Origin of the sequence: Nodularia chucula CCY0103 (assembly GCF_963923915.1) — a bacterium.
GTDB classification, from domain to species: Bacteria; Cyanobacteriota; Cyanobacteriia; order Cyanobacteriales; family Nostocaceae; genus Nodularia; species Nodularia chucula.
Genome location: NZ_CAWUOL010000017.1, coordinates 1 through 17,341 on the forward strand (window position 1 = coordinate 1; position 17,341 = coordinate 17,341).

The 17,341-nt window shown below is 40.8% G+C and carries 12 protein-coding genes and 3 pseudogenes; 8 read left to right on the forward strand and 7 right to left on the reverse strand.

The features are described from left to right. Positions 1-25 precede the first annotated feature (25 nt). The 5 genes from cas1 to ACM0OP_RS07370 all read left to right on the forward strand — a co-directional run bounded on the left by cas1 (position 26) and on the right by ACM0OP_RS07370 (position 6,085). Positions 26-583, forward strand: coding sequence for a CRISPR-associated endonuclease Cas1 (cas1, locus tag ACM0OP_RS07350; RefSeq protein WP_414527744.1), 558 nt, complete (start codon positions 26-28; stop codon positions 581-583). Continuing rightward, the gene (cas2, locus tag ACM0OP_RS07355) at positions 584-862 is read left to right on the forward strand and encodes a CRISPR-associated endonuclease Cas2 (protein WP_414527745.1); all 279 of its coding nucleotides are present in this window, start codon (positions 584-586) and stop codon (positions 860-862) included. Positions 863-1,316: 454 nt separating this feature from the next. Then, positions 1,317-1,850 (forward strand): translation initiation factor IF-3, encoded by a 534-nt coding sequence (gene infC, locus ACM0OP_RS07360; protein WP_414527746.1) that lies wholly within the window; start codon positions 1,317-1,319, stop codon positions 1,848-1,850. Between the two features lie 344 nt (positions 1,851-2,194). Further along, positions 2,195-5,206, forward strand: coding sequence for an MFS transporter (locus ACM0OP_RS07365; RefSeq protein ID WP_414527747.1), 3,012 nt, complete (start codon positions 2,195-2,197; stop codon positions 5,204-5,206). A gap of 198 nt (positions 5,207-5,404) precedes the next feature. After that, complete coding sequence (locus ACM0OP_RS07370) at positions 5,405-6,085, forward strand: potassium channel family protein (RefSeq protein ID WP_414527748.1); 681 nt, start codon at positions 5,405-5,407, stop codon at positions 6,083-6,085. Positions 6,086-6,144: 59 nt separating this feature from the next. Here ACM0OP_RS07370 and ACM0OP_RS07375 read toward each other — a convergent pair whose 3' ends face one another. Next, on the reverse strand, positions 6,145-7,698 hold the full coding sequence (locus ACM0OP_RS07375; protein WP_414527749.1) for a cation:proton antiporter: 1,554 nt from the start codon (positions 7,696-7,698) through the stop codon (positions 6,145-6,147). A gap of 131 nt (positions 7,699-7,829) precedes the next feature. Between ACM0OP_RS07375 and ACM0OP_RS07380 the strand changes: the two genes are divergently transcribed. Beyond that, complete coding sequence (locus ACM0OP_RS07380; RefSeq protein ID WP_414527750.1) at positions 7,830-9,392, forward strand: cation:proton antiporter; 1,563 nt, start codon at positions 7,830-7,832, stop codon at positions 9,390-9,392. A 373-nt stretch (positions 9,393-9,765) separates the two neighbouring features. Here the strand turns inward: ACM0OP_RS07380 and ACM0OP_RS07385 are convergent, their stop codons facing one another. Beyond that, positions 9,766-10,800: an AI-2E family transporter gene (locus ACM0OP_RS07385; protein WP_414527751.1), complete on the reverse strand. Its 1,035-nt coding sequence runs from the start codon at positions 10,798-10,800 to the stop codon at positions 9,766-9,768. Positions 10,801-10,898: 98 nt separating this feature from the next. Between ACM0OP_RS07385 and ACM0OP_RS07390 the strand changes: the two genes are divergently transcribed. Together ACM0OP_RS07390 and ACM0OP_RS07395 are read left to right on the forward strand one after the other, a co-directional pair. Then, positions 10,899-11,399, forward strand: coding sequence for a CAP domain-containing protein (locus ACM0OP_RS07390; RefSeq protein WP_414527752.1), 501 nt, complete (start codon positions 10,899-10,901; stop codon positions 11,397-11,399). Positions 11,400-12,132: 733 nt separating this feature from the next. After that, entirely contained in the window at positions 12,133-14,301 is a 2,169-nt protein-coding gene (locus tag ACM0OP_RS07395) for an amylo-alpha-1,6-glucosidase (protein WP_414527753.1), read from the forward strand. Positions 14,302-14,310: 9 nt separating this feature from the next. On the opposite strand, the pseudogene rppB reads toward ACM0OP_RS07395, so the two are convergent. The 5 genes and pseudogenes from rppB to ACM0OP_RS07420 form a co-directional block, all read right to left on the reverse strand. Continuing rightward, positions 14,311-15,404 (reverse strand): annotated as a pseudogene (gene rppB, locus ACM0OP_RS07400) (two-component system sensor histidine kinase RppB); the annotation flags it as partial. A 72-nt stretch (positions 15,405-15,476) separates the two neighbouring features. Then, positions 15,477-16,169 (reverse strand): hypothetical protein, encoded by a 693-nt coding sequence (locus tag ACM0OP_RS07405; RefSeq protein ID WP_414527754.1) that lies wholly within the window; start codon positions 16,167-16,169, stop codon positions 15,477-15,479. A 48-nt stretch (positions 16,170-16,217) separates the two neighbouring features. Beyond that, positions 16,218-16,517: pseudogene (locus tag ACM0OP_RS07410) on the reverse strand (IS4 family transposase); the annotation flags it as partial. Beyond that, positions 16,493-16,751 (reverse strand): annotated as a pseudogene (locus ACM0OP_RS07415) (response regulator); the annotation flags it as partial. The pseudogenes ACM0OP_RS07410 and ACM0OP_RS07415, both read right to left, overlap by 25 nt. Positions 16,752-16,758: 7 nt before the next feature. Continuing rightward, a complete protein-coding gene (locus ACM0OP_RS07420; RefSeq protein ID WP_414527755.1) occupies positions 16,759-17,337 on the reverse strand; it encodes a Uma2 family endonuclease in 579 nt (192 codons plus the stop codon). Between the last annotated feature and the right edge of the window lie 4 nt (positions 17,338-17,341).

The window sequence follows — 17,341 nt, forward strand, 5'->3', positions numbered from 1 at the left end:
TTTCTTGTTTCCGTAATTTCCCTGTGTGACAGCTAAGGGTGCGGAATGTGGGTTAGAGGGTGCTGGCGCAGCCCAATACTTTGGGGCTTTTGGTGAATGTTTAAATAATCCTGATTTTGTATTTTTAGCCCGGAGTCGTCGCCCACCAGGAAATCCGGTAAATGCTATGTTAAGTTTTGGCTACCAAATTTTATGGAACCATTTGTTAACTATGATTGAACTTCAAGGATTAGACCCATATTATGCTTGTTTACATCAAGGAACACAACGCCATGCGGCGCTGGCTTCTGATTTAATTGAAGAGTTTCGCGCCCCGATGATTGATTCTTTGGTGTTGTGGTTAGTGAATAGCAAAGTTGTCAAAGTAGAGGAAGATTTTGAATATCATGATGGCGGTTGTTATTTGAATAGTTGTGGTCGGGTTAAATATATTAAATATTTTCTACAGCGTTTGGAGGAAGAAGTGCAGAATAGCAACGGGGAAAAACAACCCCGGTGGGATTTAATCACTCAGCAAATTAAAAATTTTAAAGTTTTTGTTTATCATCCCAGTCAATTATATCAGCCTTATGCAATTCGGTAAATGCTGTTTTATATTATTGTCTATGATATTCCTGATGATAAGAAGTGCAAAAAAATATCAAATTTATTAGAGGGATATGGTCAACGAGTTCAATATTCAGTTTTTGAATGCATTCTTAATCAACGTCAATATGATGAATTGAAAAAAAGATTACGTAAACATATAAATTTTTCCCAAGACAGTCTACGGTTTTACCCTGTGACTCAACATACTTTTAAACAAATTGAAACTTGGGGGGAACCATCGGTTACGCAACTTCCTGGTTCAACTATTATTTAGGGAGTGTACTTCGACTGCGCTCAGTGTTGTAGGGTGTGTTAGAGGATGTTTGTAACGCACGAAAGGCTTTCAGGATGGTGCGTTACGCTTCGCTTTAGCGGAGCCATGCCCCTTGGGCTATACAGCACCCTACGTGTTTTTCAGAAATCAAATATGATTCCTATATTATTTAGGGAGTGCTTATCATATTTTTGGCTATGTATAGAGAAACTTTAATAAAATTTAATATTTTGGGTAATGAATTTATCAGGGCGATCGCCAAGAAAATATCCCAGAATGGGTAAAATAAAAAATACGGTGACGACTAATTGATCAATTAGTTATCCTAGAAAAATGGATTCAAATTTAAGTCCTCAGTTAAATTAAGTATCGTGCTTCTGAGGCATCCCAAACACGACCAAGTAAACCAAGTTCAAACCACATCTTAAACTACTAAAGAGCTTCCATAATCATAATGCCTGTGATTGAGAAAAAACGAACTCGCGATCTGCCCCAAATCAACGAACGCATCCGGTTCCCGAAGATTCGAGTCATTGATACTGATGGCGCACAATTAGGAATTATGCCTCCACAAGAAGCACTACAACTAGCTGAAGACAAAGAGCTAGACCTAGTATTGCTAAGTGATAAAGCTGACCCCCCGGTTTGTCGGATCATGGATTACGGGAAGTACAAGTTTGAGCAGGAGAAGAAGGCACGGGAAGCCCGGAAAAAGCAGCACACGGCTGATGTAAAAGAAGTGAAGATGCGCTACAAAATCGAAGAACACGACTACAATGTCCGTGTGAAGCAAGCCGAGCGCTTCCTCAAAGATGGTGATAAAGTGAAGGCAACTGTGATGTTTCGGGGTCGAGAGATTCAACACAGTGATTTGGCGGAGCATTTGCTCAAGCGCATGGCTAAGGATTTAGAACCCCTTGGTGAAGTGCAGCAAGCACCGAAAAAAGAAGGCAGAAATATGATGATGCTGATTTCGCCGAAAAAGTAGTTCACTAAGTTTTCCCAATACCAAGTATAATCTACAACTGAATTTCAAGTTGACCCAAGTCGTTGAAATTTTTACCAAATTGATAGTCCTGAGCCTTGACTGGGAAAGATAATCTCAGTTGCTCAGGATTTTTGCTATTTATGGAGATGATAAAAGTGTAAAATTTGCTGAATGTGAGATTCGGGGTTTTAAATGCTGACAAAAACAGCTATGTGTACAGCATATTGCCTTAATTTATCTTTGAGTTGAGTAATACTGAATTGGGAAGGGTTTGGAACCTGTGATCAAGTTTGGTATTTTCTGTGAAGTGATTCTTGGTTTAATTTTAGTGTAGCTTGCGGTGCATGGAACTGAAAAAAAAGTCGTTGGCTGCAAATAAAAGCCTCAAAGCACAATTATTCCAGTGGTTAAATCTTCGCCCTGAAGAAGGTAAACGCACTTGGATGATGTTTAGTTTTTATACTACTGTCTCAGTGGGTTTATGCTGGGCGGAAAACAGTACAGTGGCGCTGTTTTTGGATGAGTATGGCTCTGGACAGTTGCCGTGGATGTATATTGCTAGTGCTGTGATGAGTATGGCACTGGTGTTTATTTACTCTTGGCTGCAAAGGGTTTTTCCCTTGCGGTGGGTCATGGTGACGATCGCACCTTGTATGGTAGTGCCATTAATCTTGATGCTATCCTTACGGGTGGGCAGTTTTCCCCTATTGACAGTAGCTGTAGTTTTTGTACTGCGGTTGTGGGTAGATGCACTGTATGTGATCAATGATCTGAATACCTCTATTGTTGCTAATCAATTATTTAATATCCGAGAAATTAAACGTACTTATCCCCTAGTGAGTAGTGGGATGTTAGTAGCGGATGTGATCAGTGGTTTTAGTTTGCCTTGGATGCTGCAATTCATCAAACTAGAGCAAGTGATTCTCATCGCCTGTGCGGTAATTATCTTTGGCTCAGGAATTTTATATTATTTAAGTGTTAACTATCCCCAAGCCTTCCCCGATGCTCCCCAACGGGTGATTCCCGAAGAACAAGCAACGCGACACCGCCGCCTAGAAGTCCCATTAAGGCGCTATACGTTGTATTTGTTCGCTTTTGTGGGTTTTTTACAAATCATTGGCTTATTAGTCGATTTTCAATACCTGCGGGAACTGAACTTATCTTTAGATACCCGTGAACTAGCTAGTTTTTTGGGTCTGTTTGGTGGGATTGTGGGACTATGTGAGTTAATTACTCAGTGGTTTATTTCCAGTCGGATCACGGAACGGTTTGGGGTATTTGTCACGGCTGCTATGCTACCCCTAATTGTGGGTTTGATTTTACCAGCAGGTATTACTTTCATTTCTTTGTTCAATTTAGTCCCTGGGTTACAAGCGAAAGGCTTCTTTTGGGGCTTGGTGGGGCTAAAATTCGTAGATGAATTGTTACGCTATACCTTTGTTCTCAGTAGTGGTCCGGTACTATACCAACCGATACCAGAACGGATTCGCAGTCGGACTCAAACTTTATCAGGGGGTACGGCTGAGGCGATCGCCACTGGACTGGCAGGTATAATTATTATCGCTACTTTATTTGTTTCTAATCAGTATGTACCCATCCACGTGCAGAAGTGGGTATTAATTATAGAAACAGTATTGATCGCTTTGGGTTGTTTAAGAGTAGTGTTTCTGCTGCGATCGCGTTATGTTGATTTATTAGTATTAACCGCAGAACGGGGAGAACTGAGTGCAGCCAATGTGGGTTTGCGTTTCTTCCACCAGGGAATCATCAAAATCTTAGTAGAACCAGGTAGCATCTCCGATAAAAAATCCTGCATTGAACTATTGGCACAAATGGACTCCCAAGGTGCAGCCCAAGTTTTAGCTCCTTTACTGATAGAATTACCCCCAGAATTGCAACGCCAAAGTTTGGAAGTAATGCTGATGGCGGATGTCAGTCCCATTTATGCTCTGGAAGTGCGCGCCTTATTAGAACAACCCCAGGGAAAAAATGATCCCGAAGTTTTTGCCCTAGCACTGCGTTACGTCTGGCTGGCGGAAACTAACCCGAATTTATCTTTATTAGAAGAGTATCTGCAACCACGACATCATTCACTGATTCGCGCCACCGCCTCAGCCTTAATTTTGCGTCAGGGAACACCACTGCAAAAAATCGCCGCTACCAAAACTATGCGCCGAATGCTCACCCATAAACAAGAGCGAGAACGGGTGAATGGAGTCAGAGCGCTGAGAGAAGCAGTATATCTCCAAGCCTTGCGAATTTACATTCCCAATCTGTTACAGGATGAGTCGTTACGGGTACGTTGTGCAGTTTTAGAAATGATTGCTGCAACTCGTTTAGAGGAATATTATTCGGCATTAGTGGCGGCGCTGTATTATAAATCCACTCGCAGCACGGCTATGGGTGCTTTGACACGACTGGAAAATGAAGCCTTGGGAATCCTCTTGCAAGTGGCTACAGATGTTTACAAACCAGAAATAGTGCGGATGTATGCTTGGCGTACCATTGCTCAAATTGGCACTCTGGAAGCGATGGAAAGTTTATGGAAGCATTTAGAAATGTCTTGGGGGGTGACGAGATATCATATTCTCCGGAGTTTGGTGAAAGTTAATTCACAAGCCGAAAGTGGTAGTAGTGTGGATACTTTCCATCAAGATCAGGTGGAAAATCTGATCTTACAGGAATTAAAGTTTTTGGGGGAAATTTACGCCGCCTATCTGGATTTTCAACAACCACAAATCCCAAGAAATCAGTCACCGGAAACAGAGAGAATGGGAGTGATTACGGGTTTATTGCAACGCGCATTGCAAGAGTTAGAAATGGATGTGCAAGAGCGATTACTGTTATCTTTGAGGTTGCTGTACTCGCCGGAAAAAATGCAAGCAGCAGCATTTAATCTTAAATCAGCATCGGGGACAAATTTAGCCCAGGGTTTAGAAATTTTAGACCATACAATTACTTTGCCAATTAAGGGACTAATTATCAATATTTTAGATCGGCGATCGCCCCAAGAAAAACTCAATTATTTGGTAGAAGCAGGTTTGGGAGAATATAACCCCATGACAGTTAAACAACGGATTAGCTGGATGCTCACCCTGAGTCATTTTCTCTCTGATTGGTGTTTAGCCTGCTGTTTCCATTATGCTCAAGTGAGTCGGATTCGATTAAGCATTGATGAGATTTTAATTGCCCTCCGTCATCCTACCAGTTTTGTCCGGGAAGGTGCGATCGCCTATCTTAGTGTCGCCTCCCGTCGCGTTTTGCTAGAACTATTACCCCAACTGCAACAAGACTCACATCCCTTAGTAGCTACTCAAGTGGAAGAATTAATGAAAAAATATTCTATTGGGGAGTAGGGGGAAGAGGCAGGGGTGCAGGGGGCAGGGGGCAGGGAGAGGATCAATACAGTTCAGTTAAACATTTCTTCCTTCTCATTCTTCACTTGGTGTCCTTGGCGTTCTTGGCGGTTCGTTAAAAAAATGACCTAAACGAAGAGTTTGAATCTTAACTGAACCGTATTGGGGAGAGGATGATCTTTATTCGTTAAAACAAGTATGTACGTTCTTATTGGTGGAGCTGGTTTAGTTGGGTTGAATTTGGCACAAAAGCTCGTAGAATTGGGGCATACAGTCGCAGTAATTGATAATGATCCTACCGCTTGCCGTTATGCCCGTGAACAAGTGGGAGCTATGGCTTTTGAAGGTAGCGCTGTTAGTACCGAAACCTTATTAGAAGCCGGGATTCGCAAAGCCGACGCTTTAGCAGCAGTTCTCCGAAGTGATGCCCTAAATTTAGCTATGGTAACTCTAGCTAAACACTACGGTGTACCTCTGATTCTCTCTCGGATGCGTCACAGTGATTTTACTGAACCTCTGCGTATAGCTGGAGCCAATCATATTATCAGCACTATCGAATTAGCGGTTTCAACTATGGTAAATGCTATTGAATATCCACAAGTGGAATCGATGATGCACTTTGAACAGGGACAAATCGAAGTCCTCAAAATGCTGATTCCCAATAATTGCTACGTTGTGGGTCGGAGTGTGGCGGAAATTGCTCAAAACCCCAATTTTCCTCAAGGTTCTCTGATTATTGGCTATCAATCCCATCCCCATACAGATTTAATTATTCCTAATGGCAGTACCGTAGTTGACCCTAATTCAACTGTGTTAATTGTCACTAAGCCGGGAGTTTTACATCAGGTGATTGATTTTATTGAAGGGTGTAGGGAGTAGGGAGTGGGGAGTGGGGAGTGTGGGGAGTGTGGGGAGTGTGGGAAGTGTGTTAGATGGCGTTAATCATCTTCTAATTGGAGTAATTGTTCATCGATGGTTTTAATGCGATCGCGGACAATTTCTTCCGATAAAATACTCTTACGCATTGCTTCAGTCAGTGCGCCCTTTTCAGCCAACAGCAAACGCCGACGGATAGCATCTAGTTTACTGCGATCGCCTCTTTTAGAACCAAAATCTCCCTGACGACGATTGTAAAACTCTCTCAGCGCCTTTTCTGCACTAGCAATCCTCACCTGATAACCTGAGCGCATCTCCTCATAGATAGACTTCGGCAAAACTCCCGATTTCAACAAACTATCCAATTCATCCTGCGCCGCCTTACCCGTCATTAACTGCGCCTGCATTTCCTCCACACGTTGGCGAGTCGGGGAAAACTGAGACAAATTTAAACGTTTCACCAACCAAGGTAAACTTACACCCTGTCCCACCAAAGACAGTAAAACCGTACCAAAAACAATCGCAATAATTTGTTCTCGCCCTACCAGTCCACTCGGCAAACTTAACGCCAACGCCATAGACAGCGAGCCTTTAATATTACCAAGAAATAAAACGTGCTGCCAACGCCACGGAATAGCACGATCAAACCAACCCACCATAGCTAACAGAGGATACACAGAAACCATCCGCCCCATTTGGTAAGCCAGAATAGCCAACAAAACCCCAGGCAAAGTATACCAAAGAGTTGTTAGATTCACCTCCAACCCAATCAACAAAAAAATCAGGCTATTTACACCAAAACCCAGCGACTCCCAAAAAGTCAGCAAAGTCAAGCGAGTCGAAGCCGAAACATTACCAGCAATACCCTTTGTCCCCACAATTAAACCAGCCACAACCACCGCAACCACACCGGAAACGCCCAGTAATTGCCCAGCTTGGAAAGTTCCCAAAGCCACCGCCATCGTCAGTAAAATACTACTCAGAGGCTCATCAGAACGGACAAATAAACCCGTACTCAAATAACCCACAACCAAACCCACCAAAGTCCCACCGACAATCACCACAAAAAATTCCTGCAATCCACTCAGAATTGAGAGTGAGCCAGTCGCATTAAATTGTAGAATTAAGCTAAATAAAACTAGCGCCATAGCGTCATTGAATAAGCTTTCTCCTTCCACAATGGTAGAAAGTCGTGAAGGTACAGCCACCTCTTTGAACACAGCAATCATGGAAACAGTATCTGTGTTTGCTAAAATCACCCCAGCTAACAGGGCTTGTATCCAATCTATTCCCAGTCCCAATTTTAAAAGTATTGCCGTCACGGCAGAAGAAATCACCACCCCCGGCCCTGCCAGTAAAGCAATGGGTTTCACCGTACTACGCAAGCGGCTAATGTCAGTATTAATCGCCGCCTCAAACACCAGAATTGGTAAACATAAACTTAATATGAGAGAATCATTCAAACCAATGCGGCTCGGTAGCAATTCCGTAATTGCCAAACCCGCCAGCACCAAACCCGCGACATAAGGCACTTTTAGCCTGCGAGATAGCAGCGCTACAGCTGTAGCAACTAACAGAAGAATAATTGAAACCTTGACTAATTCGGTAACATCCACTGAGATTTTGAAAAATTATTTTACTGTGCTGATAAATTTTAATCTTTAACCGGAGGTGAATACAGTCCAGTCTCATCTACTCCCTATCCCCATTCCCCAGTTGAAATCAAAAATAATACCAAGATTTACTTATGATGATCGAATCAGCAATGGGTGAAGAGATAATCACCGCTAATCTCAAGCAATTTCTTTTGGTACTTTCCGTATCTTTAGGAGTGGCGACGTTACCGCAGATATTTAGTTGGTTTCGCCATATACCATATACCTTACTTTTAGTAATTGTCGGCTTAGGCCTGGCTTTTATAGATGTCCGCCTAGTCACCCTTTCCCCCGAATTAATTTTATTCATTTTCTTACCCCCTTTATTATTTGAAGCCGCCTGGAATTTGCACTGGGTAGAGTTGAAGAAGAATTTGGTGACAATTTGCCTATATGCAGTTTTAGGGGTGGTAATTTCGATTGCAGGCATTGCTCTGGGTTTAAATCAAATAGCGGGAATCTCTTTAACCACAGCTTTGCTAATTGGGGCTAGTTTAGCTGCTACTGATCCCGTTTCTGTGACAGCTTTATTCCGGGAATTGGGCGTGGGTAAAAATCTCACCACCATGATGGAAGGGGAAAGCTTATTTAATGATGGTATGGCTGTAGTCGCCTTTGGTTTTATGGTGGCGCTGTCTTTAGGTCAGGCGGAATTGGGTTTTCAGTCCATTGTGTTGGAATTAGGGATCGTGATTGGTATCGGCGTAGCAGTGGGGGGAATAATTGGTTTTGGGATTTCTTATCTCACCCAGCGCTTTGATTTACCAATGGTGGAACAGTCTTTAACTCTGGTGTCTGCTTACGGTACTTACTTAATTATTGAGGAGTTGGGTGGTTCTGGGGTAATTGGAGTTGTCACCACGGGTTTGATTTTAGGTAACTTTGGTTCCCGCATTGGCATGAATCCCCGTACTAGGGTGATTGTTTCAGAATTTTGGACTTTTTTGGCGTTTTTTGTCAACTCCATTGTATTTTTATTAATTGGCGACCAAATTCGGTTTGCAACTTTGGGAGAAAACCTGCAAATCATCGCTATTACTATAGTCGCCATGATTCTGATGCGGGCTATAGCTATTTATGTTCTGAGTAATTTAAGTGCTGCGATTACCCAAGAGCAAATTTCTTTACCAGACCAAACAGTTTTATGGTGGGGTGGGGTACGGGGTTCTGTGTCTATAGCCTTGGCTTTAAGTGTACCCATTGGATTACCAGAACGAGACAAAATCATTGCTACTGTTTTTGGAGTGGTTTTATTCACTCTGCTGGTGCAAGGATTAACTATTAAACCTTTGTTAGAAAAGCTGAATCTTTTAGGTGATGCGCCTCTGCGAGATGAATATTTAGAACTGGCTACTCGTTATGTCGCCCTAGAAAGGGTTTTAGAATATCTGCAAAAAGACCAACGTCCGGGTATTGATCCTGAGTTTTACCTTTACCAAGAAAGTTTGATTAAAGGGGAGTTAGAGAATCTGCAAATCAAAATTGATAAGTTGCAGGTTGAGTATCCGAATCTTCGCAGTTTTACTACTGAACAGTTCCGGGAAGAACTTTTAGGTATTGAGGCTGATACTTATGCAGAGTTTGTCCGCGCTGGTCGCTTAAATACCGAATTGGCTTCTGTCCTAGAAAGTGTTTGGGAACATGGGGATGGTTGATTTGAGGGAATTTGCACGCAGAGACGCTGAGGCGCTGAGGGAGGAGTTGAGGAGATTTGTTAATTAGATTTTTTCGGGATTAATTGGCGCAGGAAACGGAAACAAATGGTTGCAAGTATCCATAGTCTGAGATACATCCAGATGATCTCTTTGAATATTTTTCTGAGGAAGTTACTCATGGGTAATTGCTGTGAAAAGTTAAATTTCTTGACGCGATGTCAGTTTGATTAGTTGCTGGTTTTCCCCTCTCTTTTTATAGCAACGTCCAAGCCTCCGAGGTGTTAGGACATAAACTGATCATAAAAGTTAGACACCGAACCGAAAGGCTTTTACCCCACTCCCTACACTCCCCACACTCCCTACTCCCCACTCCCTACTCCCCAACACTAGGTTTCCATTTATCTAAAATATCTTTAAATACAAGTTCTTCTATCCAGGTTTTTGCAACTACGGCTAAGGGTAAGGCCATGACTAATCCTAAAGCGCCAAAGAAGGTGGCGAAAAATAATTGGGCTGTGAGGGTAAAGGCTGGTAAAAGCGATACCTGTTTGGCCATGACTGTGGGGGTGAGCCAATAGCTTTCTATGTTCTGAATTATCAGGTATAAGATTAAAACTGCGATCGCCTTCCAAGGTGTATCAAGAAAGGCAATAGTCATCGGTAAAACTACGCTTAAAGTGGGACCAATATTGGGAATAAAATTGAGCAATCCAGCTAAGACAGCATGAGCTAGTGCTAAGGGTACTTGTAAAACTAGCAAGCCCAAGCCACTCAAAAAGCCAATAAATAGCATTTCAATCAAAGCACCTATTGTCCAGTGTCCCAAACCCTGGCCGCACAAAGTCAGAATTTCTTCTACTCGATGGCGATAAAATGAAGGGAAACAGCGCACGAAAACTTTACGGTAAGGTTCGGGATTAACTAACAACATCAAAGTTAAAACTATTACCAGTAATAATTCTAAGACCGCAGTAAATCCAGTAGAAAAGAAAGAAATAGCTTGTCGGAAAAGATTTTCAGTTAATGGCTGTACTTGTCTAATCAAGTTATTAATGTCTGGTAGGTTCCTCACATAAGGTCCGATAATCGTACCTTCTAACCAAGTGATCATCTGCTGAATTTGACCTACTCCACTGGGAAACAATTTGACTAATTCTTGAAATTGATCAATAAAAGGTGGCACAATTAGGACAAAACAACCAATTAATATAGTGAAAACAATCAGTACACTTAGCCACACAGCCCCAATTCTTGGCATCCGAGACTGTTGAAATCTCTGCACTAGTTGGCTAATTGCTGTTGCTAGGACAATGGCTGTAAATAAAAGTAACAACAACTGGCGAATTTCCCAGAGAATATAAACTGAGACCACCAGCGCAAAAAATCCTATTAATTGTCCAATTTTCATTTTACTCTCATGGTTGTATAAATATTAATTCTCACACATTATTAACTCAGGTGATCAAACATCAATTATCGCAGACTTTATGGTGGATTGGGATAGGAATGGCGGTGGTTTTAACTGGATGTGAACAGATGGTTAAGTATTTACCACCGTTACCCAGAATTGAGATTCCATCGGCTCAACAGCCACAATCTATTCAATCTGTTAGCACTAAGCAAATTGAGATTGCAGTTCGAGAAAGTATTAACCAGGTGCGACAAGATGAAGAACTTTCACCTCTCCAGCATAATGATAAATTAGCAGAGATAGCCCGTAAATACAGCCGACAAATGGCGGAAAACAAGTTTTTTAGTCACACTGGGGATGATGGTAGTAACCTCCAAGATAGAGTCCGCAAGGGTGGGATCATTTACTGGGTTGTGGGTGAAAATCTGTTCACCAGTACGAATGTTTCTCAACCTGTAAATGTCGCAGTTGATGCTTGGATGGATAGTCCTGGACATCGGGAAAATATTCTCCGTCCGGTTTTTACCGAAACTGGTGTAGGAGTTTGGCGGGTTGACAATAGCTATTATATTACTCAGTTATTTTTGCGCCGTTAAGACTCAGAAAAAAGGCAGATAAATAGTTAATCATGGTAAATTTTATCTGCTTCTTTCTCCGGTATTAATTTTTGCTATTTTCATAGGCTATTGGGATGATTTTTTAGCCTTTACATCCTAAATTAACTCTATCTATGGGTAGTCATATAACGCTGATTATAATTGTAAGAATTGAAGTGTTAATTGTTCAGGTTTATTACATAACTAAGGGTCTATTTTTTGGGATTTATCCCTAGAAAATGTCAGAGATAATATAGTTGATTAATATTATTCAGTCTTTTTTATTTTTAATAAATAACTGATGGCATAGATAAGATTAAAGTTGAGGTTATACCAATTCAAGCTAAAGATGCATACAGAAATCTATTTCCCCTCCCTTGCTAGTGGGGAAGAAATAATATGCATATTCACAAATAATTGGGATGAACAGCATTAATTATTTACGAAGTTAGCAAATTTCTCTGGCTTTAATTTATTGGTTCTAGAACTGAAAAAATATCATTGGAGTTCAGGCTATGGCATTTTTTGGCTATCACGCCTCTCATGAGCAGTTTAAGCCATTAACGAAATTTATCTACACAAGGTTAACCGCCAACAGGAGAATTTTATGCAAGTTTTTGGCAAATAAGTCATTCCTGCTTTGCAGGAAGAGGTAAGGAAGCAGCTAGCAAGTAGTCGATAGCAAGGGAAGTCTGGCCGTTCAAGGTAGTTATTAAGGAGTACATCTGCAATTATGGGAGTTACTGTCGGTCCACCAATTTTAATGATTAATCATGGTAGTACCTTTATGTCTACTGACTTGGGAGGTGAAATCCATCCCCAAAGCCATTTAGGAATTTTTGCCGATGATACCAGATTTTTAAGTCACTATGCTTGCTATGTTGATGGTAATTCTTGGATTCGCCTGACTTCCGCCACCACAACATATTATTCCGCACGGGTTTATCTGATTAATCCCCCGTTTATTTCTCAACAAGGTACAGTTGCTCAAGGTGATTTATCGTTAATTATCAGCCGCACAGTACAAGAAGGTATTCATGAGGATCTCGATATTACAAATAATGCTTGTCAACCTCTGAAATTTAATCTGGAAATTGCTCTAGCTTCAGATTTTGCAGATATTTTCGAGGTGGAATCACAGCAATATGTGCGTCGGGGACGAATGGAAACGAGATGGCGGGAAGCAGAAAATCAGCTAGAAACCAGTTATGAAAATAACTCATTTCACCGTCGTTTGATTTACCAACCTTGTAACTTTTCTTCTAAACCTCACTATGCTAACGGTCGGGTGATCTTTGAAATATCCCTAGAACCGAGTCAAACTTGGCACACTTGCTGTAAATATCATCTGATTGATCATCAGCACGTGCGTGAGGCTGTGGATTTCTGTTATCAAGCAATGTTAGATCCCAGCAGCATCAATACAGAAATTGAAAGGTTGCATTCCCAATGGCGGGAGTCGGTAACTGATATTGTCTGCGGTAATGAAGATGCAGTTAGACTTTATCGCCAGTCAATAGAAGATTTAGGTTCACTGCGATTATATGACTATGATTTTGAACCTGATATTTGGCTACCCGCAGCAGGTGTACCCAAGTTTGTCACTTTATTTGGGCGTGATAGTTTGATTATTAGTCTGCAAAATATGATTGTCCATCCGGGTTTTGCTCGTGGGGCGCTGCAAAAATTGGGACAGTTACAAGCGACTGAGTTAGATGAGTGGCGGGATGCTCAACCTGGTAAAATTCTCCATGAAGTCCGCCAAGGTGAGTTAGCATATTTTGGTAAGGTTCCCCACACTCCTTACTACGGTACTGCGGATGCGACACCTCTATTTCTGATTACTTTACATGAAACCTGGAAGTGGTTGGGTGATGATTCACTGTTGCAAAATAACCGGGATATCGCATTACGTTGTTTGGAATGGATTGATAATTATGGAGATTTAGATGGGGATGGGTTTCAAGAGTATGAAACGCAATCATCCCAGGGAATTGAAAACCAAGGTTGGAAAGACTCCGGTGATGCTGTTGTTTATCCCGATGGAAGTCAGGTAAAAGCACCCAAGGCTTTATGTGAGTTACAAGGTTATGTGTTTGATGCTTGGATGCGAATGGCTGAGGTGTTTGATGTTTTGGGGGAAAGAAATTTTGCTGAAGAACTACGCACTAAAGCTGCTAAACTGCAAGTACGTTTTGAAGAGCATTTCTGGAGTGAGGATTTAGACTGTTATGTTTTTGCTCTAGATCCAGAGAAACAACAGGTGCGATCGCTCACTTCTAATGTAGGTCATTGTCTGTGGAGTGGTATTGCTAGTCCTGAACGTGCAGATCGTGTGGTGAAGCGGTTAATGCAACCAGATATGTGGAGTGGTTGGGGTATTCGCACTTTAAGTACCGAAAATCATGCCTATAATCCTTATTCCTATCACTTAGGTTCTGTATGGCCTCATGACAATGGGATCATTGCAATGGGATTTAAACGTTATGGTTTTGCGGCGGAAGTCGCCGAAATTGCTCACGGGATTTTTGATGCAGCTAAGTATTTTACTAGCTATCGTTTACCAGAACTTTTTGCCGGAATTAAGCGGGAACCAGGAGCTTTTCCAGTTCCTTACATTGAAGCGAATGTACCTCAAGGTTGGGCTGCGGCTTCAGTTTTTCATCTAATTCAAGCTATGCTGGGTTTACAAGCCGATGCGCCGAATGGGTTGCTTTATGTTGATCCACATTTACCAAAATGGCTACCGGAAATTGAACTTCAGCACGTGGAAATTGGTAATTGTCATGTGGATTTGCAGTTTTGGCGTGAAGGTGAAGTTACCCATTGGGATGCGGTGGTGAAATCTGGTGAGGTGGAGGTGAAACGCCAATGTTGGCACGCAGAGGCGCAGAGACGCTGAGGAATGAGGTTAGGTTTTTGGGAGTTTTTTATTTGGGAGTGCTTTAACTAGGCGAGCCAAATTTTTCTGGGGGCGATGATCAAAAGGTAATTTTACAGTGAATTTACTACCTTTTTCTAAGGTGCTGTGTGCATTTATACTGCCTTTGTGTGCATTAACAATTGCTTGTGCGATCGCTAGTCCTAATCCTGAACCTCCAGTTTTCCGAGAGCGATCGCTATTCAGTCGATAAAAGCGGTCAAATATTCTCGTAATTTCTGTTTGAGGAATACCCACACCTGTATCTTCTATCTGAATCACAGCATAATAGTCATTGTAGTTTAAATCAATGGTAACTTTTCCGCCTGCGGGTGTATATTTAATAGCATTGACAATTAAATTAGAAAATAAGCGATAAAGTTGATCTTCATTCCCGATCACATTCAGAGGTGCTGTCACTTTTACCGCAGTTGTTAATCTGACATTAGATGCGATCGCCAATGCAGCAAATTCTTCTATTAAGTCATTTATAATATCATTCAAACAACACATATCTTCTTGTATCGGTATTGATTGATAATCCAAGCGAGTCAGCAATAATAAATCTGTCACCAAACTTGTAAGTCGTTGATTTTGACGTTGGATAGTTTTGAGAACTTCTCGTGCTTCCGTCTCATTCACTTCCGACTTTTCAAACATCCTCTAAAGGTGTGCGTAACTCGTGTGCAACATCAGCTGTAAATTTATGAAAAATAAATAGGCTGAATAGCTAATCCTGCTAACCACCAACTAGCCAAACCCACCACAGCCAAAGCTAGGGGTAATCCCAAAGCCAAAGTTATTTTGATTGTTTGCAGATATAGCCTTAAGTCTTCCAGGCTGCGCCCCACTTGAATATAACCCCAATCCCGATTATCTTGGGTATGCAGAACAAAAGAAATTTGCTGATAAACAATACCTTGAGGGTCTGTAAAACTTTGCCAAGTGGCTGAATTAAACTCTGAAGATAGACCCTGGGGATAAACACCGGCTACAGCAATTAATTTCCCAGAAATAGCAAAAAACCACACATAATAATTACTTTGGTTAATCGCACTTAAAATATGACGGTGAGAACTCGATTGTACAGAATGCTTATTTACCCCCGTAGAACAGAATCAACCCACTTCGTTGACTTTCAAGACAGTCGCTACAAATCAATCCAGATTCCACTCAGCAAAAGAATCTATAAAATATTTACAAAGAACAGCAATCGCATTTGCTGATTTGTATATATCCTCATCACTCGTAAAAACCCAACCTGCTGGATATAAGCCTAGCCAAGTAGATAAATTTATCGTAAATGTACCAATTCTGGTTTCTATATTGTTTTCATTCAACCTACGGATTGTATGCGAGTAATCATAGCAGTAACCATTCTCAATAATTATAAAAGTTGAAATTTTCCAATTGTTAGATATTTGTGTATCAAAACAAATATCTGAATAAAAAACTGGTTGCAATATTTCAGATAATGAATTTTTTATTATTTTTTTTAGATTTCTTTTTGAATATTTCTTAAGTATTTTTTCTTGTTCGCGAAGCCTTGCTCTTAAGCCATTATTTTGTGTTGCAGTATAAAAACGTTTAAATATTGCTTCCTCTTCATCAGTTATACTATCGCCAAGAAGTTCAAGGAAATGTTCTTCAGATTTTTTTATCAGTATAGGTAGTATTCTATATTTTTCCTCTTGAGAAAGAGTTTGTATCGCTTCAAGTGTTTCTTTGACAAGATAAGATTTTATTTGTGCTAGGCGTTCAAAGCCAGATTCATATTCTTTTTGTGCCTCTTTTAATCGCCATTGATAATATTTTATTTCAAATTCATAAAAAAAAAGCTCGTGATTCATGGCTTTAATATTGATGCTTGTATATTCATAATTTTACTATTAGCTTAACTAAGTACAGGACAAAAATTGTAAGGAGTGAAGAAAGGGATAATAATTGAAGTCGAGATCAAGAAGAATAGAACGTAAATGATCTAAACCATAACGAAAAACACTTTTTTGTTTTCGACCATGTTTTTTAACTTTAATCGGTCGGTGTTGATGTAAGCATTCCCCAGTTTTAACAGTCCAAGACATAGCCAATGCGAGTAGAGCTAAAAGTTTACTCAATCGATGAGCATCAATAAAGTGAGTAGATTCCAAACAAAAACCACGAGTTTTAAACATACCGAACAAAGTTTCAATGCCATACTATCCTTAGCTGTCAGCATCAACACAGGTAAAGGATGATTACGGTTACGCAATCTTCTACACAATTCTAACCCAGAAATTTCTGGTATCATCCAATCAAAAATAGCTATTGTCTAAATATGCCCAGCCTGCATCTCCATCCATTACTCAATCAACTAGATATTTTTGTTGGGTAAGAGTCCGCTTAATAGCAGCGCCTAAATCTGGTTCATCTTCCACCAGTAAAACCCGCATGAGTTTTTTATTCCCAAATTGTTTGTAAATTTAAAATAAAACCAGGAAGCACATTTTCACCTGATAAACTTGTAGGGGATTGTAAAACTTCTGGTGCTTGATCAGGGCGATAAATTTCCACTTGTTGGTCGTGGGGATTAATTAACCAACCCAGTTGTAAGCCATTGGCGATATATTCCCGCATTTTGGCTTGAGTGTCTGCTAAATCATCAGTTTCCGAAACTAATTCCACTGCAAAATCAGGACACAAAGGTAAAAATTTCTTTCTTTGTTGGGGTGTAAGATTATCCCATCTTTCTATCTTTATCCAAGCTGTATCAGGAGAACGAGTTGCACCATTCGGAAGTTTAAAGCCGGTGGAAGAATCAAAGGCTTTCCCCAAGTTATGTTGACGGTTCCAAATGCCTAAATCAATATAAATTTCAAAATTCCGGTTTCCTGTTTCTCCCCCAGTCGGTGACATGATAACTAATTTTCCTTCAGCAGATAATTCTAAACGTAAATCTTTGTTAGCGGCTACAACTGCGGTAAATTCTTCATCAGTTAATTTCAAGTTAGCAGGTAGTTGTAAGGTTACAGCAGTCATGACA